Origin of the sequence: Micromonospora sp. H33, from assembly GCF_052068455.1 — a bacterium.
Classification (GTDB): domain Bacteria; phylum Actinomycetota; class Actinomycetes; order Mycobacteriales; family Micromonosporaceae; genus Micromonospora.
Map to the genome: position 1 here is coordinate 289619 of NZ_JBQHDE010000004.1, position 16990 is coordinate 306608.

Genomic DNA, 16990 nt, shown 5'->3' on the forward strand with positions numbered 1-16990 from the left:
CGGCCGACGGCAGCCGGATTCGCTAGAGGCCGAGGCCGCGCCCGATGATCTCCTTCATGATCTCGGTGGTGCCGCCGTAGATGGTCTGCACCCGGCCGTCCAGCCAGGCCTTCGCCACCGGGTACTCCAGCATGAAGCCGTACCCGCCGTGCAGCTGCACGCAACGGTCGGCGACCTTGTTCTGCAGTTCGGTGGTCCACCACTTGGCCTTGGCCGCGTCGGTCACCGAGAGACGCCCGGCGTTGAACTCGGCGACGCAGTGGTTGACGAACGTCCGCGCGATCGTCACCTCGGTGTCCAGCTCGGCGAGCAGGAAGCGGTTGTGCTGGAACTTCCCGATCGGCCGGCCGAACGCCTCGCGGGTGCGGGCGTAGTCGAGGGTGACGGCGAGCAGCTTCTCCGCCGCGGCCACGGCGCCGACCGCGATGCTGAGGCGCTCCCGGGGCAGGTTCGCCATCAGGTGGTAGAAGCCGTAGTTCTCGGTGCCGATCAGGTTCTCCGCCGGCACCCGGCAGTCGTCGAAGAACAACTCCGCCGTGTCGTTGGCCTTGAGGCCGACCTTGGCCAGCCGCCGGCCCCGGCTGAAGCCGGGGGTGCCGGTCTCCACGGCGATCAGGCTCACCCCGTGCGCGCCCTGGTCGGCGGTGCGGGCGACGACCACCACCAGGTCGGCCATCTCACCGTTGGTGATGAACGTCTTCTGGCCGTTGAGGACGAGCGTGTCGCCGTCGCGGACGGCGGTGGTGCGGACACCGGCCAGGTCGGAGCCAGCGCCCGGCTCGCTCATCGCGATCGCCGTGACGAGGTCGCCGGAGCAGAAGCCCGGCAGCCACCGCTTGCGCTGGTCGTCGGTCGTCAGCTCGGTGAGGTACGGCGCCACGACGTCGTTGTGCAGGCCGAACCCGAGCCCGGAGCAGCCCGCCGCGATGATCTCCTCGACCAGCACCGCGTTGAACCGGAAGTCCTGCTGACCGCCGCCGCCGTACTCCGGGTCGACGTCCATGCCGAGCAGCCCCGCCGCCCCGGCCTTGCGCCACACCTCCCGGTCGACGATCCCCTCCGCCTCCCAGCGCTCGTGGTGCGGCACGGCCTCGCGGGTCAGGAACTCGCGGCACAGGTCGCGGAAATCGTCGTGGTCCCGCTCGTACAGATGCTGCTCCATGGCGGCAAGTGTGGCACCGCTCACCGGTGCTGCCCAGAGGCGATCAGCCGCCGCTCCAGGCCGGAGACGGGTCAGGCGACGAGAGCGCGGGCGGCCACGGTGAGGTCGGCGACCAGGCCCTCGTAGGCGACGTCCCGGTTGTCCGCGCGGAGCACCGCGGACGGGTGGATGGTGGCCAGCAGGCTGGCCTGCGGAGCGTCGGCCACCGTGCCGGCACTGTCCACCGGCACCTGTTTGAAGTGCTCGGGGTACTGCGCGGCGTCCGGCCAAGGCAGAAGCTCCCCGCGCTGCTTCGTCACCCGGAACGCCGGGCCGAGCAGCGCCTTGGCGGCGGTCGCCCCGAGAACCACCACAACCTCTGGGTTCAGCTTGGCGAACTCGGCGACCAGCCAGGGCCGGCACGCGACGATGTGCACGCGGTCCGGAGTCTGGTGGATGCGCCGCTTGCCCCGTAGCTCGAACCGGAAATGCTTGACGGCGTTCGTCAGATAGATGTGCCCCGGGTCCAGCCCGGCGTCGTCGACCGCCTGTCGCAGCAGCCGCCCGGCCGGGCCGACGAACGGCAGCCCCTTCTGGTCCTCCATGTCACCCGGCTGCTCGCCGACGAAGACGACCCGGGCGCTTTCATCGCCGCGGCCGAAAACGGTCTGCGATGCGTCCTGGTAGAGCTCACAGCCCCGACAGTCGGCGGCGGCGACGCGCAGGTCGTCGAGCGTGTCGGCCTGCGGCGGGATGAACAGCTGGGCACCGGGCGCGGTCTCGGTCTCGGCCATGACGACCGTTCTACCCCGTGTGGCCCGACTCACGCGGCCCCTCGCCCCGGCGCGTCGCCCCCACCCGCGCCGTCTCGGGTCGCCCCGCCGCCAGGACGCCGGTCAGAATTCGCGCAATGTCCCGGAAAGAGTGGTCTCGTCACCGCCGGAGGCCACTCCTTCCCCGAAGTTGTACGGATCTTGGCGGACGGCGCGGCGCCGGCACGGCCGGACGCGCCGGTACGCGGAGAGCGGATGCGGCGAGGCGGGTCAGGTCGCGTAGGCACCGGGAGCGCCGGGGCGCAGGGCGCGGGCCACCGCGTCGGCGAGCGGCGCGAGGTCGACCTCGTCGAGCGGGCTGACGGTGAGCCGGACGGCGGGGTCGGCGCCGATCCGGTAGAGCGCACCGGGCGCGACCGCCCAGTCCGCGTCCCGCAGGGCGGTCACCGTGCTCGTCTCGTCGGCCACCGGCAGCCACACGTTGATCCCGCTGCTACCCCGGGCCGGCACGCCACGCGCCGCCAGCTCGGCGATCAGGCCGGCGCGGCGCCGCTCGTAGCTCTCGCCCGCGCGGGCCACCAGCGCGGCCACGGACGGGTCGGACCACAGGTCGAGGACCAGCCGTTGCAGCACGGTGGACACCCAGCCGGCACCGGCGCGCATCCGCCCGGCCACCCGGGCAACGGTCGCCTCGTCGCCGGCCAGCACCGCCAGCCGCAGGTCGGGCCCGTACGGCTTGCTGACCGAGCGGACGAACGCCCAGCTCGGCGTCGCCCCGGCGAGCGGGTGCAGCGGGACGCGGGCCAGCTCGGCGGCGTGGTCGTCCTCGATCAGCAGCAGGTCGGACCGGCCGGCGAGCAGCGCCCGCAGCCGCCCGGCCCGCTCGGCGGAGACGGCGGCGCCGGTCGGGTTCTGCGCGCGGCTGGTGACGACCAGCGCCCGTGCACCGAGGGCCAGTGCGGCGGCGACGCCCGCCTCGGTGGGCCCGTCGTCGTCGACCGGCACACCGATCGGCCGGAGGCCGAGTGCGGCGACCAGGTCGAGCAGGTTGGCCCAGCCCGGGTCCTCCACCGCGACCGCGTCGCCGGGGCGCAGGTGGGCGCCGAGCAGGCGCTCGATGCCGTCGAGCGCACCGCCGGTGACGGTGATCTCCGCGGCCGGCACGCCGTCGGCGGCGAGCCGTTCCCGGGCCGCGTCGGCGAGCGCGGGCAGGACGGCTCTGCTCGCGTACCCGGACGGTGGGCCGAGGTGCGTGGCGAGCGCGGCCAGGTGCGGACCGAGCGGCGGCAGCAGCCGGGGGTCGGGCTGGCCGAGCGCGAGGTCGCGGACCCCGGCCGCGGGCGGCGGCAGCAGGGCCGACCGGCCACCGGCCACCGGCGGGCGGGGCCGGACGCGGGTGCCGTGCCGGCCGGCGGTGACGATCAGGCCGCGCTGACGGAGCTCCTGGTAGGCCCGCGCGACGGTGGCCGGGCTGACCGCCAGCTCGGCGGCGAGCGCCCGGACCGCGGGCAGCGCGTCCCCGGCGGCGAGGGCTCCCGACCGGATGCCGGACTCCACGCTGCCCGAAATCGCGGCCGACGTCGCCCCGGTGATCTGATAACGTACTGGCACAGTCCAGAGATTGTACTAGCACAAAGGCTGGATGTCACATGTACGCTCCCACCCCTCGCACCATCCCCACCCGCTCGCGCGACCGGATGAGCTACGACGCGGAGGCCGCGCACGCCGTGCTGGACGAGGCGTACGACTGCGCGCTCGGGTTCACGGTCGACGGGGAGCCACGGGTGCTGCCGACCCTCCACGTCCGCGTCGGCGACACGCTCTACCTGCACGGCTCGACCGGCAGCCGCCCGCTGCTCGCGGCACGGGGCGAGGGCCTCCCGGTCTGCGTGGCGGTGACGCTGCTCGACGGGCTGGTCTACGGGCGCTCCCAGTTCCACCACAGCGCCAACTACCGGTCGGTGGTCGCCCACGGCACCGCCCACCTGGTCACCGACGCCGACGAGAAGGCCCGGGTGCTGACCGCGCTGGTCGAGAAGGTGGGCCGGGGGCGCAGCACCGAGAGCCGCCCGCCGACCCGGCGCGAGCTGGCCGAGACCGCCGTCCTGGCGCTGCCGCTGCGCGAGGTGTCGGTCCGGTCCCGCACCGGCGGGGTCCGCGACGAGCCGACCGACCTCGACCTGCCGCACTGGGCCGGGGTGGTGCCGCTGCGGCTGACCGCCGGCGTTCCCGAGCCGGACGCCGGGGTGACCGCGCCGGTGCCGGCGTACCTGCGGGCGGCCCGCTCGCCCTGGCTGGAGCCGGTCGTCCTGCGCGGCGAGCACGTGGTGCTGGAGCCCTTGGACCTCGCCCATGCCGAGGAGTTGTTCACCGCCACCGGGGACCCGGAGGTGTGGCGACACCTCGGCGGCCACCAGCCGGTGGACGCCGGTGGGATGGCATCGGTGGTCCGGGCCTACCTGGCCGCGCACCACCACGGCGAACGGGTGCCGTGGGTGCAGCGCTGCGCGGCGACGGGGGCGGTGATCGGCACGACGTCGTACTACGAGGTCGACCCCGAGCGGCGCTCCGTCGCGATCGGATACACCTGGCTCGGAAGCCCCTGGTGGCGCACCGGCATCAACACGGAGGCGAAGCTGCTGCTGCTCACCCGCGCCTTCGACGAGCTGGGTGCGGTCCGGGTGGTGTGGCACACCGACATCCGCAACGAGCGCTCACAGCGAGCCATCGAGCGTCTGGGCGCGGCCCGAGAGGGCGTGCTCCGGATGCACCGGCAGCGCGCCGACGGATCCTGGCGGGACACGGTGCAGTACGCGATGACCGTCGATCAGTGGCCAAACGCACAGGTCAGGCTGCGGGAAAGGCTTCGCCCAGCGGTGCCGGCGGCGTCATGATGTCCGGCGTGCTGGGGATCACCGACATCTGGACGTACGTGCTGGGCACCGTGGCGATCGTTCTGCTGCCCGGGCCCAACTCGCTCTTCGTGCTCTCCACCGCGGCGCGGCGGGGGGTTGGGACGGGCTACCGGGCCGCGACCGGGGTCTTCGTCGGTGACGGGGTGCTGATGTTCCTCTCCGCCGCCGGGGTGGCGTCGCTGCTGAAGGCGTACCCGCCGCTCTTCCTGGTGATCAAGTACGCGGGCGCCGCGTACCTGGGCTACGTCGGGTTGAGCATGCTGCGCGGGGCCTGGCGGCGCTGGCGCACGCGCAACGACCCCGACGCCCCGCGGCTCATCGACGCGGCGGACCCGGCGGAGATGCGCAGCCCGTTCCGCAAGGCTCTGGTGATCAGCCTGCTCAACCCGAAGGCGATCCTGTTCTTCGTCTCGTTCTTCATCCAGTTCGTCGACCCGGGGTACGCGTGGCCGGCGCTGTCGTTCCTGCTGCTCGGGCTGATCGCGCAGGTCACCAGCGCGCTCTACCTGACCGCGCTGATCTTCGCGGGCACGTTCCTGGCCGCCCAGTTCCGCCGTCGGCGCCGCCTCGCCGCAGGTGCGACCACCGGGGTCGGTGCCCTCTTCCTGGGCTTCAGCGTCAAGCTGGCCACCGCCGGCGGCTGACCCGCCGGGGCGGTCAGGTGCCGTCGCCACCTCCGCCGCCGCCGCCGCCGATGCCGGCACCGCCGGCCGTGCCGCCCAGGCCGAAGCCGGGGTGGACCGGCTCGTCGGGCGGGCGGCTCACGTGAGCGGATTCGGTGATGTTCGCCGACCAGTCGGCGTGCGCCGCTGCGGCGGCGTGCCGGTTGATCGCCACGCGCAGCCACCCGTCCACCGTCGCCACCCAGTCGCGGCGGTCGGCGTCGGCGTGCCAGATCCGGAAGCGGCTGATGCTCTGGTGCGTGATCCCGGCCAGGGCGAGCCGCCGGTCGCACCAGAGGAGCACCTCCAGGCCGGCCGAGTTCGTCACGAAGATCACCTCAAGTTCGGTGATCGGTCCGGCGTACAGCGGCGCGACCCAGTAGCCCAGCCGCTGGTGCAGCGGAAGTGCCTGCTCGACGCCGGGGAGCCGGCTGTCGACCAGCCCGGCCTGACGCATCCTGAACCCGAGCGTGTCCAGAGCGCCCAGGATGTGCGCCTGGGCGGGCAGCGGGTGCACGAAGACCGGCACCATCGCACCCTGGTCGAGCTGCGGCTCGATCGCCACCTCGGTCCGCAGACCCATCCGCATACTGAGGATCGGCACCCCGCCGAAGATCGTCACCGGGGTCTCCCACGGCATCGGGAACTGGAACGGGATGCTCCGGGCCCGCCCGGCGCGCAGCACGAACGCGCCGGCTGCCTCCTCCTGGTGGAACTGCACCAGCCGGCGGGCACCCTCGGGATCGTCCGGCTCGGCGGTGGCGACCAGGCCGAGCCGGACGTGCAGCACCGGTACGTCGGTGGAGCCGGCGCTGACCAGCACCCGCCCCGGCAGGTGCAGCCCGGGGCGCGTGCTCGGGTTGGCCAGCGCGGTCCGCACGGTCAGCCCCGTCCAGCCCGACTCCGGCGACACCCCCGTCAGCCGCACGCCACTCCCCCGATTTCGGCGTCGACGTGCCGGGCGGGCGCCCGGCACCTGCGGCCGGGTCCGGAGCGGCCGCGGGGCCGGCGGCGCGAACGCCGGCCGACCCCGCTTACCCCTCCGGTCTCACCGCAACCGTCGTCCGCGCGGGACCGGGTCGGTCTCGTCGTCGAACTCGCCGATGACCTCCTCGAGCAGGTCCTCCAGGGCGACGAACCCGATCGGGCGGGCCGGCCCGCCGCCGTTGCGGACGAGCGCCAGCTGCGACTGCCGCGCCCGCATCGCCGCCACCGCCTCGGTCACCGTGGCTGACGCCGGCAGGGTGAAGGCGTTGGCCATCAGCTCGCCGGCCGTCGCCTCCGGGCGGGTCGCGGTGGCCCGTACGGCCTCGCGGACGTGCACCAGGCCGCAGACGTCGCCCGCCTCGTCCAGCACGGCGAGACGCGACCGGCCGCTGTCCCGGCTGACCTGCTCGATCCGACCGGCGCCGTCGCCGCGGCGTACGGTGACCATCCGGTCGAACGGCTCCATGATCTGGGCCACGGTGGTGCCCTGCAGCTCGAGCATGCTGGTCAGCAGCCGGTGCTGCTCGGCGCCGAGCAGGCCGTGCTCCCGGGACTGCTCCAGCAGGATCCGCAGCTCGTCCGGCCCGTGCACCTGGGCGAGCTGGTCCTGCGGCTTGACCTTGACCAGTCGCAGGATGCCGTTGGCGAGGGCGTTCAGGGCCGACAGCACCGGCCGGGAGATCCAGGCGAAGGCCCGGAACGGCAGCGCCAGGAGCGTCGCCGAGCGCTCGGCGTCGGTGATGGCCCACGACTTCGGCGCCATCTCGGCGACCACCAGGTGCAGGAACGTCACCAGGCTGAGGGCGAAGATCAAGGCGATCGCGTGGCTGGCCGCGTCGGGCAGGCCCACGGCGTGCAGCAGGGGGCTGACCAGGTGCTCGATGGCCGGTTCGGCGAGCGCACCGAGGCCCAGCGTGCACAGGGTGATGCCCAGCTGAGCGCCGGCGAGCATGAGCGACAGCTCCCGTACGCCGTCGAGGGCGGCCCGGGCGGCGCGGCTGCCGCCCGCGGCGGCGTGCTCCAGCCGGTACCGCTTGCTGGCAACGAGGGCGAACTCGGCGGCGACGAAGAAGCCGTTCAGCGCGAGCAGGACCACCGAGGTGACGAGTGCGACGCCGGGGCTCACGCGGTCACCTCCTGGCGGCCGCCCGGCCGGAGCAGGCGGAGCCGGACGGAGTCGGCGACGTGCCGGTCGACCGCGAGCACCTCGACCAGGGCCCGGGAGCCGACCGTGGCGTCGTCGCCGTCCACGGGCAGGGTGACCTCCAGCCGGTCGCCGACCTCGGGCACCCGGCCCAGCTCCCGCATCACGAGCCCGGAGAGGGTGTCGTACTCCGGGGCCTCGGGCAGGGAGATGCCGGTACTGTCGGCGACCTCGTCGATGCGCCAGCGGGCGGGGACCACCCACGAGCCGTCGTCCTGCCGGGTCGGGGTCCGCTCCGGCGGGTCGTCCTCGTCGCGGATCGGGCCGACCAGCTCCTCGGCGATGTCCTCGAGGGTGATCACGCCGGCGAAGCCGCCGTACTCGTCGACCACGCACGCGAGCTGCCGGTGCCCGGACCGGAGCCGGTCCAGCACCGTCGGCAGCGGCAGGGTCTCCGGCACCAGCAGCGGCGGTACGGCCACCGCGCTCACCGGGGTGGTGGCGCGGCGCTCGAGCGGTACGCCGAGCACGTCGGCGATGCCGATGACGCCGACGACGTCGTCCACGCCCTCGGCGCCCCGCACAGGGAACCGGGAGCGGCCGGTGTCCAGCAGCTCGACGACCCGGCTGACCGGCTCGTGGGCGCGGACGGTGTGCACGTCGACCCGGGGCACCATGGCCTCCCCGGCGGTGAGCTGCCGGAAGTCCAGCCCGCGGTCGAGCAGGGTGGACATCTCGGCGGTCAGGCGCCCCTCCTCGCGGGACTCGGCGATGATCTGTTCGAGGTCCTCCGGGGTGGCGCCGCTGGGCAGCTCCTCGATCGGTTCGATGCCGACCCGGCGGAGCAGCCGGACGGCGGACCGGTCGAAGAGCTTGATCAGCGGGCCGGCGACCTTCAGGTAGATGAGGGTGGAGCTCGCGAGCGCCCGGGCGAGCGACTCGGCGCGGGCGATGGCGAGGTTCTTCGGGGCCAGCTCGCCGAGCACCATCTGCACGACGGTGGCGATGAGCAGGGCGAGAGCCACGGACAGGGTCAGGCTGACGCCCGTCGACATCCCCGCCGCACCGAAGAGCTGCGCCAGGCCCGCGCCGAGGTACGGCTCGGCCACGTAACCGACCAGCAGCGCCGTGACGGTGATGCCGAGCTGGGCGCCGGAGAGCATGAAGGAGAGCCGGCCGGTCACCTGGAGGGCCCGGGCGGCGGCCTTGTCGCCGTCGTCGGCACGCTGCTTGAGCTTGCCCCGGTCCACGGCGACGTAACCGAACTCCTGGGCCACGAAGTAACCGGTGGCGGCGGTGAGCACGATGATGAGGAGAAGACCGACGACGATCAGCACGGGCGGCTCAGGGCTCCCGTACGCGTCGGGGTCAGGGAATGCCGGGCGCGACCCGGCTGGCTACTGCTGCCCTCCTGGGCAGAAGCGTCGATCATGCCGCCCATTTTATCGGCAATCCGCTGTGCGGTCGCTGACAGTGCGGGGAAGGGGGCCCACCGGCGCGGGGACCCCCTCCCGTCGCAGCGTCAGCTCTGGGTGATCTTCACGTCGTCGACGGCGGCTTCGACGAGACTGGCGCCGCTGGCGTCCGCCGCGTCGATGACTATGCGCACCGTCTGTCCCCGGAGCGCCGAGATGTCCGCGCTGCCGGTCTGCCAGGCCGCGGCCCGGTTGCTCGCCGCCCCGGTGGCGTTCAGCGCCGTGACGGTGCTGGTCCCGACCACGCGGACGCGGAGGTAGTCGGCGCTGCTGGCGTTGGTGAGGTGGGCGAGGTACCAGGAGAACGAGAGGGTCAGGGTGCCGGTCGAGGGCAGCGTGACCGCCGGGGACTGGATCGTGCTGATCCCGCCGTCGAGGTCGTACGCCCCGGCGCTGCTGCCGGCGAGCGCGCCGGTGACGAGGTCGAAGCTGCCGCTCACCGTGGTGCCGAGCTGGGTGGTCACCCCGGAGCTGCTGGTGGCGGCGGGGTCACCGCGCTCCCACGCGCCGGCCGTGGCGGTGTCGGTGCCGGCCGGGTTGACGGCCCAGCCGGCGGACGTCTCGAAGGTGTCGCTCCAGACCGTGCTGCCCGGCGGGGTCGCCGCCTGGGCCAGCGCCCACACCGTGTACGCGATCGCGTCGGCGTTCCGGTTCAACGCGGTGTCGTTGATGTTGCTGCTGGTGTCGCACGAGCGGTGGTAGCAGGGGTCGAAGGCCTGCCCCGCCGTGCCGCCCCAGAGCGACGCCTGGGTGCTCGACTTGATGCCCTCCGCGCCGGTGAAGGTGCCGCCGGCGGGGATGCCGACCGAGATGAACGGGCCGTAGTCGCTGCGGCCGTCGAAGTCGGTGCCCCGGGTCGGCACGCCGATCGAGGTGAAGTACGCCTGGATGGTCTGCTCGATCTGCGCCGAGCCGGCGGGGCCGGGCCCCGCGCCCACCCCGTCGGAGTTGTCCCCGTCGTACACGAAGTAGCCGGCGTTCGGCGAGCCGACCATGTCGAAGTTCAGGTACTGCTTGATCTTGGCGCGCTCCGCCGTGGGCAGGGTGTTCACGTAGTGCCGCGAGCCGCGCAGGCCCAACTCCTCCGCACCCCACCAGGCGAACCGCAGGCGCTTGTCGGGGGTGAAGCCGCTGCCGGGCACCGCGAGCGCCACCTCCAGGATGGCGGCGGATCCCGAGCCGTTGTCGTTGATGCCCGGCCCGGCGCTGACGCTGTCCAGGTGCGCTCCGGTCATCACCACCGCGTTCGGGTCGCCGGCCGGCCAGTCGGCGATCAGGTTGTAGCCGGTGGCGCCGTTGTAGGTGAAGGACTGCACGACCGTGCTGTAGCCGACGGCGTCGAGTTGCGCCTTGACGTAGTTGACCGAGGCGAGGTAGCCGGGGCGGCCGTGCGCCCGGTTGCCGCCGTTGGCGTTGGCGATCGACTGGAACTGCGTCAGGTGGGCCTTCACGTCGGCCAGCGGAATGTCCGGCGCGGCGACGGCGGCCGGCGCCGGGGCGGCGTCGGGGTCGATCGGCGCGGCGGCGGCCGACGATGCGGTCACGGCCGTCACGGCCGCGGCGGCCAGGGCAGCCAGCCGGGCGGGTCGGGAGGTTCGGGGTCTCATGGGTCCTCCGTGCGGGGATCCCGGTCGCGCCGGTGGGCGCGACCGCGCGGTCCGGCCATCGATCGATGACCATCACTGCGCAGGGTGCAGCGGGACACCCGGTACGGCAAGACGCAAGCCGCCGGAATCGCCACCCAGCCGCAATTGCGACCCGCCGGAAACGGCGTTAAGAAGGGGCCCTTCCACTACCGGAGGCGTTAATAAGGGGCCCTTCCTTCCAACTCGTCGGCGTCGAGCAGGGTGCGGTCGACGCGGTTCGAGCGGTATGCGGCCCGACCGATCATCTGCGCGGCCACCGGGGCGGTGGCCAGTTGGAAGAGCGCCACCAGCGCGATCATCCCCAGGTCCGCCGGGGACCGGAGGCGCAGCGCCAACCCCGCCAGGAGGAGCAGCACCCCCAGCGTCTGCGGCTTGGTGGCGGAGTGCATCCGGTCCAGCACGTCGGGGAAGCGCAGCACCCCGATCCCGGCGGCCAGGCTGAGCAGGGCGCCGGCCACCAGCAGGGTGGCGCCGAGCCAGTCCGCGACGGTCCCGGCCATCAGTGCTCCTCCCGGACGGCGAAGCGGACCAGCGAGACCGAGCCGATGAAGCCCAGCAGCGAGAGCACCACCAGCACCGGCAGCGTCGTGGCGTGCCGGTTCACCGCGGCCTCGGCGCCGACCGCACCGACCATCGTCGCCAGCAGCATGTCGGCGGCGACCACCCGGTCCAGCAGGGACGGTCCCCGGTAGAGCCGGATCAGTGCCAGCAGCGCGGTGACCGAGAACAGGACGGTCAGGACGACGGCGAGGACGACGGTCATCGGGTACCCCTCTCGACGGACTGGTCCAGTTGGCGCAGCTCGGCGGCGGAGCCGATCGCCCGCACGATCCGCGACTCGACGGCGCGCACCCGCTCCCGGTTCGCGGCGAGTTCCCGCCGACCGTGGGTGTCCAGCACGTGGACGTAGAGCGTGCCGGCCTCCCGGTCCACCTCGAGGATCAGGGTGCCGGGCACCAGCGACACCGCCTCCGCGGTGAGGGCCAGGTTCAGGTCGCTGGGCACGCGCAGCCGCACCGCGACGATCGCGCTGTGCGGGCGGTAGCCGGGCCGCAGCGCCAGCCCGGCGACCCGGAAACTGGCGGTGACCAGCTCGCCCGCCGTCCGGAGCACCAGCACCAGCAGTGGGCCGGGGCGGACGCGTCCGGCGAACGTGACCGGCGGCAGCGGGAAGAACACCAGCACCACGGCGGCCACCAGCAGCCCGCCGAGCAGGTTGCCCCAGGAGAATTCGCCCCACAGCAGGTTCCAGACCAGCACCAGCCAGCCGGACGCGATCAGTTGGTCCCGCCACCGCTTCACGCGCCCGCGCGGCGGGGCGACCTTGCCGGGTTCGGCGGTCACGGCGGCACCTCTGTTCGCGACTGCGGGGCTCGCAGACCCGGCTCACTCCTCGCGCTCACGGCGTCCCCGCCGGGAACACGGCCCGCACGTACGGAGTGCGGGCGAGCAGGTCGGTGGCGGCGTCCGCGGTGACGTCGAAGAGCGGGCCGGCGCCCACGGTCAGCGTCAGCCCGAGCGCGACCAGGGCGACGGTCGCGCCGATCATCAGCGCGGGCAGGCGTACCGCCGGCTCGGTGGTGGCCAGCCGCGGCGCCCGCCAGAAGGCGATGTTCCACACCCGGGACGCCACGTAGAGGGTGAGCAGGCTGGTCACCGTGCCGGCGGCGACCAGCGCGCCGGGCAGGACGCCGCCGGTCGCCACGCCCGCCTGGAGGAGGCCGAGCTTGCCGAGGAACCCGGAGAACGGCGGGATGCCGGCCAGGTTCATCGCGGAGACGAAGAAGAGCACCGCGAGCAGCGGCGCCACCCGGGACAGCCCGCCGATCCGGCGCAGGTCGGTGCTGCCGGCCCGCTCCTCGACCAGCCCGGCGACGAGGAACAGGGTGGTCTGGATGGTGATGTGGTGCACCACGTAGAAGATCGCGCCGGAGAGCCCGGCGACGGTGCTCAGCGCCACCCCGAAGACCATGAAGCCGATGTGACTGACCAGGGTGAACGAGAAGAGCCGCTTCATGTCGGACTGAGCGACCGCACCGAGGATGCCGATCAGCATCGTCGCCCCGGCCACCACCATCAGCAGGCCGGCCACGCGCCCGCCGGGGAAGAGCAGGGTCTCGGTCCGGATGATCGCGTACACGCCGACCTTGGTGAGCAGGCCGGCGAAGACCGCGGTGACCGGGGCCGGGGCGGTCGGGTAGCTGTCCGGCAGCCAGGCCGACAGCGGGAAGACCGCCGCCTTGACGCCGAAGGCGAGCAGCAGCATCAGCTGCAGGCTCAGGCGTACGCCGTCGGGCAGCGCGTCCAGGCGCGGCGCGAGCTGGGCCATGTTGAGCGTACCGGTGGCCGCGTACACGAGGCCGAGGGCGGTCAGGAAGGTCATCGACGACAGGATGCTGACCACGACGTACGTGGAGCCGGTGCGGATCCGCGTCTCGGTGCCGCCGAGCGTGATCAGTACGAAGCTCGCCGCCAGCAGCACCTCGAAGCCGACGAAGAGGTTGAACAGATCCCCGGCGAGGAACGCGTTGGTCACACCGGCGGTCAGCACCAGGTAGGTCGGGTGGAAGATCGCCACCGGCGTCTTCTCCCCGGTCTCCCCCTGGCCCTGCCCGATCGAGTAGAGAAGCACGCACAGCGTCACCGCCGCCGAGACCACCAGCATCAACGCGGCCAGCTGGTCGGCGATCAGCACGATCCCCACCGGCGCCGGCCACCCGCCGATCTGCACGACCACCGGCCCGTGCCGGTAGGCGTGCACGAGCAGCGCCACCGCCACCGCCAGCGTGGCGGCGAGGCAGCTCACGCTGACCGTCCGCTGCACCCGGGGCCAACTGGCCACCAGCAGGGTCAGGGCGGCGCCGAGCAGCGGCACCACCACCGGCAGCGCCAGCAGGCGGCTCACCGCTTCCTCCCGGCGTACCCGGTCATCCGGGACCATCCCCGCCGCGGGCCCGGCGGCGGTGCGCGGGCCCCGGGTCGACCTGCTCCGGGTCCGCATCCGGGCCCTCGCCGCCGAGGTCGGCGGTGGCCACCTCGTTGCGCTCGGCCTGCCGCACGACCTGGCGGTCCTCGATGTCGTCGGGCACCTCGTCGTCGCCGGTCAGGTACCAGCTTCGGTAGCTGACGGCCAGCAGGAACGCGGTCAGGCCGAAGGTGATGACGATGGCGGTGAGCACCATCGCCTGCGGCAGCGCGTCGCTCATCGCGCCGGTCGGGGCGGTGCCGGCCACGGGCGCGGCCCCGGACCGGCCACCCAGCAGGATGAGCAGGTTGACGCCGTTGCCGAGCAGGATCACCCCGAGCAGGATCCGGGTCAGGCTGCGTTCCAGCAGCAGTGTCACCCCGCAGGCGACCAGCACCCCGACGGCGACGATCAGCGCCAGGGTGGGGCCCGCCACGCCGGACCTCACGAGCCCTCCCCGCCGCGGTCGACGGCCAGGCCGCGGTCGCCGTGGCCCGCCGCCTCGATGTGCCGGTCCACCTCCGCGCCCAGGCTGCGCAGGATGTCCAGCACCAGCCCCACCACCACGAGGTAGACGCCGACGTCGAAGAAGAGCGACGTGACCACGTAGAAGTCGCCGACCAACGGCAGCGACAGGTCGACCTTCGTGCTGGTGAACACCTGCGCGCCCGCGAGCAGGGCGACCACGCCGGTGCCGACCGAGACGGCGAGCCCGGCGCCCAGCACCGTGCCGGCGCCGACCGGCGCGGCCTCGGCCAGCTCGTACCGGCCGCCGGCGAGGTAGCGCACCACGAGAGCCAGGCCCGCCACCAGACCGCCGGCGAAGCCGCCGCCGGGCGCGTTGTGCCCGGAGAAGAGCAGGAACAGCGAGAAGACCACCACGGTGTGGAAGATCAGCCGGGTGACCACCTCAAGCACGATCGAGCGGCGCCGCTCGCTGAGCGTCGGGCCACCGCGCAGCCACACCGGCCGTCCCGGGCGGTTGACGCGGCCGGCCGGCTCCGGGCGCCGGGGCCGGGGGCCGGTGCGGGAGCGCTGGAAGACCAGGCTGGCCACTCCGGTCGCGGCCACCACCAGCACCGCGAGTTCGCCCATCGTGTCCCAGGCGCGGATGTCCACCAGGGTCACGTTGACCACGTTGCGCCCGTAGCCCTCGCCCACCGCCAGGTCGGGGAACGCGTCGGAGATGGTGGGCGCGGTCCGGGCGCCGCCGGCGGCCAGCGCGAGACCGGCCGCGACCACGCCGACGGCCAGCCCGATCGCGCGGCGTACCCAGCGGCGCCGGCGCAGCGGCCGGACCGAGAACCGTTGCGGCAGCCGGCGCAGCACCAGCGCGAAGACCGCGATGGTGGCGGTCTCGACGAGGAACTGGGTCAGCGCCAGGTCGGGCGCCCCGTACAGCACGAAGAGCAACGCGCTGCCGTAGCCGGTCATCCCCACCAGCAGCATCGCGGTGAGCCGCCGCCGGGCCCCCACCGCAAGCACCGCCGCGACGGCGACCACCGTCACCACGACCACCTGCAGCGGGTTGTCCCACAGGGCGATCCGCTCCCGCCACGGGCGGGCCGTCAGCAGCGCCCCGCCGGACACGACGGCGAGCGCGATCAGGATCGTGCCGAGGTACTGCGGCAGCGAACCCCGCTGGGTGACCGCCGTGACCTCGACCGCGAGCCGGTCGAACCGGCGGGTGATCCACTCGTACCCCTGGTTGCCGCTGACCGGGGCGTGCAGCCGCGCCAGCACCGGGGCGAGGGGGCCGCGCAACGCGAACAGCGCCGCGCCGCCGGCCACGGCGACCGCGGAGAGGCCGAGCGCGGGGCTGAGGCCGTGCCACAGCGCCAGGTCCTTGCCCACCGGGCCGAACAGCTCGGCGTACGGGCGCAGCACGTGATCGAGCACCCCGGCCGCCGGACCGGCGACCAGTCCCGCCCCGGCGAGCAGGGCGGGCGGGGCGAGCAGCGGCACGGCGATCCGGCCGACGTCGGTCGGCTCGACCCCGGGCCGGTCGCCGAAGGCGCCCCAGACGAACCGGGCGCTGTACGCGACGGTCAACGCGGTGCCGGCGACCAGCGCGGCGAGCACCACCGGGCGGTCGAGGAACGCGGCGAGGACGGCCTCCTTGGCCACGAACCCGACCAGCGGCGGCAGGCCGGCCATCGACGCCGCGGCGAGCACCGCGACGGCGGTCAGCAGCGGCTCCCGGCGCCCCAGGCCGGACAGCTCCCGCAGGTCCCGGGTGCCGGCGCCGTGATCGACGATGCCCAGCACGAGGAAGAGCGCCGCCTTGAACAGGGCGTGCGCGAGCAGCATCGCCACGCCGGCCAGCGCGGCGTCCGGCGTACCCGCGCCGACCACCACGACGAGCAGGCCGAGCTGGCTCACCGTCCCGTACGCCAGCAGCAGCTTCAGGTCGGTCTGCCGCAGCGCCGCCCAGCCGCCCACGACCATGGTGGCCAGGCCGGCGACCGTGACCACCGGGCGCCACGGCCCGACGGTGGCCAGCGCCGGCGCGAGCAGCCCGATCAGGTAGACCCCGGCCTTCACCATCGCGGCGGCGTGCAGGTACGCGCTGACCGGAGTCGGCGCCGCCATCGCCACCGGCAGCCACGACGTGAACGGCAGCACCGCCGACTTGGCCAGCGCCCCGACCAGGATCAGCAGCACCGCCGTCACCAGGTACGCCCCGCCCGGCAGCGACGCGGTGGCCAGCTCCGACCAGCGGTAGGTCCCGGCGTGCGTGCCGAGCATGACGAACCCGACCAGCATGGCCAAGCCGCCGAGCGTGGTGACGGTCAGCGCCTGGGCCGCCGCCCAGCGGCTGGAGCGGCGTTCGGTGCTGTGCCCGATCAGCAGGTACGAGAAGATCGTCGTCAGTTCCCAGCAGACGTAGAGCAGCAGCAGGTCGTCGGCGAGGACCAGGCCGAGCATCGCGCCGGCGAAGGCCACCAGGACGGCCGCGAAGCGGGCCAGGCCGAGGGAGCCGGGCCCGAAGTACCGGCCGCTGTAGACCAGCACCAGCGCCCCGACGCCGCCGACGAGCAGGGTCATCAGCCAGGACAGGGTGGTCGTCCGCAGCGCCAGCTCGAGCCCGAGCTGGCGGATCCAGGGGTACGTCTCGACGACCGACCCGCCGTCGGTGACCGCCGGCGTACGGGCCAGCGCCCAGCCGAACGCGGCGGCCGGAGCGAGGGCGAGCAGGTAGCACGCGCGCGGCCCCCACCACCGGACGAGCGGCGGCGCGGCGAGCGCCGCCACGAGGTGGAGGATCAGCAGTACGAGCAC

General features: G+C 73.8%; 15 protein-coding genes. 2 read left to right on the top strand and 13 right to left on the bottom strand.

All coding sequences use genetic code 11. The annotated features are described in order from the left end of the window. Positions 1–22: 22 nt before the first annotated feature. The 3 genes from ACTMS0_RS13185 to ACTMS0_RS13195 all read right to left on the bottom strand — a co-directional run bounded on the left by ACTMS0_RS13185 (position 23) and on the right by ACTMS0_RS13195 (position 3525). The gene (locus ACTMS0_RS13185) at positions 23–1162 is read right to left on the bottom strand and encodes an acyl-CoA dehydrogenase family protein (RefSeq protein WP_441155427.1); all 1140 of its coding nucleotides are present in this window, start codon (positions 1160–1162) and stop codon (positions 23–25) included. A 71-nt stretch (positions 1163–1233) separates the two neighbouring features. After that, positions 1234–1935, bottom strand: a complete 702-nt coding sequence (locus tag ACTMS0_RS13190; protein ID WP_441155428.1) for a UdgX family uracil-DNA binding protein — start codon at positions 1933–1935, stop codon at positions 1234–1236. A gap of 249 nt (positions 1936–2184) precedes the next feature. Next, a complete protein-coding gene (locus tag ACTMS0_RS13195; RefSeq protein WP_441155429.1) occupies positions 2185–3525 on the bottom strand; it encodes an aminotransferase class I/II-fold pyridoxal phosphate-dependent enzyme in 1341 nt (446 codons plus the stop codon). A gap of 38 nt (positions 3526–3563) precedes the next feature. Here ACTMS0_RS13195 and ACTMS0_RS13200 point away from each other — a divergent pair, with 38 nt between their 5' ends. Both ACTMS0_RS13200 and leuE read left to right on the top strand, forming a co-directional pair. Further along, the gene (locus tag ACTMS0_RS13200) at positions 3564–4808 is read left to right on the top strand and encodes a bifunctional pyridoxamine 5'-phosphate oxidase family protein/GNAT family N-acetyltransferase (protein WP_441155430.1); all 1245 of its coding nucleotides are present in this window, start codon (positions 3564–3566) and stop codon (positions 4806–4808) included. Beyond that, the gene (gene leuE, locus ACTMS0_RS13205) at positions 4805–5473 is read left to right on the top strand and encodes a leucine efflux protein LeuE (RefSeq protein ID WP_441155431.1); all 669 of its coding nucleotides are present in this window, start codon (positions 4805–4807) and stop codon (positions 5471–5473) included. Before ACTMS0_RS13200 ends, leuE begins: the two co-directional genes overlap by 4 nt. Before the next feature lie 13 nt (positions 5474–5486). Here leuE and ACTMS0_RS13210 read toward each other — a convergent pair whose 3' ends face one another. From ACTMS0_RS13210 to ACTMS0_RS13255, 10 genes are all read right to left on the bottom strand, one after another. Beyond that, a complete protein-coding gene (locus ACTMS0_RS13210) occupies positions 5487–6419 on the bottom strand; it encodes a sporulation protein (RefSeq protein ID WP_441155432.1) in 933 nt (310 codons plus the stop codon). Positions 6420–6539: 120 nt separating this feature from the next. Beyond that, positions 6540–7604, bottom strand: a complete 1065-nt coding sequence (locus ACTMS0_RS13215) for a hemolysin family protein (RefSeq protein ID WP_441155433.1) — start codon at positions 7602–7604, stop codon at positions 6540–6542. Next, on the bottom strand, positions 7601–8959 hold the full coding sequence (locus ACTMS0_RS13220) for a hemolysin family protein (RefSeq protein ID WP_441155434.1): 1359 nt from the start codon (positions 8957–8959) through the stop codon (positions 7601–7603). The genes ACTMS0_RS13215 and ACTMS0_RS13220 overlap by 4 nt, the downstream gene beginning before the upstream one ends. Positions 8960–9144: 185 nt before the next feature. Beyond that, the gene (locus ACTMS0_RS13225; RefSeq protein ID WP_441155435.1) at positions 9145–10704 is read right to left on the bottom strand and encodes a M20/M25/M40 family metallo-hydrolase; all 1560 of its coding nucleotides are present in this window, start codon (positions 10702–10704) and stop codon (positions 9145–9147) included. A 197-nt stretch (positions 10705–10901) separates the two neighbouring features. Further along, positions 10902–11243 carry a monovalent cation/H(+) antiporter subunit G gene (gene mnhG / locus ACTMS0_RS13230; RefSeq protein WP_441155436.1) on the bottom strand — a complete coding sequence of 114 codons (342 nt, stop codon included), beginning with the start codon at positions 11241–11243 and terminating at the stop codon, positions 10902–10904. Next, positions 11243–11506: a monovalent cation/H+ antiporter complex subunit F gene (locus ACTMS0_RS13235; RefSeq protein ID WP_441155437.1), complete on the bottom strand. Its 264-nt coding sequence runs from the start codon at positions 11504–11506 to the stop codon at positions 11243–11245. Before ACTMS0_RS13235 ends, mnhG begins: the two co-directional genes overlap by 1 nt. Beyond that, entirely contained in the window at positions 11503–12087 is a 585-nt protein-coding gene (locus ACTMS0_RS13240) for a Na+/H+ antiporter subunit E (RefSeq protein WP_441155438.1), read from the bottom strand. Before ACTMS0_RS13240 ends, ACTMS0_RS13235 begins: the two co-directional genes overlap by 4 nt. 55 nt (positions 12088–12142) lie before the next feature. Then, a complete protein-coding gene (locus ACTMS0_RS13245; RefSeq protein ID WP_441155439.1) occupies positions 12143–13648 on the bottom strand; it encodes a Na+/H+ antiporter subunit D in 1506 nt (501 codons plus the stop codon). 22 nt (positions 13649–13670) lie between these two features. Further along, entirely contained in the window at positions 13671–14156 is a 486-nt protein-coding gene (locus ACTMS0_RS13250) for a Na(+)/H(+) antiporter subunit C (RefSeq protein ID WP_441155440.1), read from the bottom strand. Further along, entirely contained in the window at positions 14153–16990 is a 2838-nt protein-coding gene (locus tag ACTMS0_RS13255) for a Na+/H+ antiporter subunit A (RefSeq protein ID WP_441155441.1), read from the bottom strand. Before ACTMS0_RS13255 ends, ACTMS0_RS13250 begins: the two co-directional genes overlap by 4 nt.

Bases quoted from the DNA above. Each gene is read 5' to 3' on its own strand.
- ACTMS0_RS13185 (WP_441155427.1), bottom strand. From the start codon at position 1,162: ATGGAGCAGCATCTGTACGAGCGGGACCACGACGATTTCCGCGACCTG.
- ACTMS0_RS13190 (WP_441155428.1), bottom strand. From the start codon at position 1,935: ATGGCCGAGACCGAGACCGCGCCCGGTGCCCAGCTGTTCATCCCGCCG.
- ACTMS0_RS13200 (WP_441155430.1), top strand. From the start codon at position 3,564: ATGTACGCTCCCACCCCTCGCACCATCCCCACCCGCTCGCGCGACCGG.
- leuE (WP_441155431.1), top strand. From the start codon at position 4,805: ATGATGTCCGGCGTGCTGGGGATCACCGACATCTGGACGTACGTGCTG.
- ACTMS0_RS13225 (WP_441155435.1), bottom strand. From the start codon at position 10,704: ATGAGACCCCGAACCTCCCGACCCGCCCGGCTGGCTGCCCTGGCCGCC.
- mnhG (WP_441155436.1), bottom strand. From the start codon at position 11,243: ATGGCCGGGACCGTCGCGGACTGGCTCGGCGCCACCCTGCTGGTGGCC.
- ACTMS0_RS13235 (WP_441155437.1), bottom strand. From the start codon at position 11,506: ATGACCGTCGTCCTCGCCGTCGTCCTGACCGTCCTGTTCTCGGTCACC.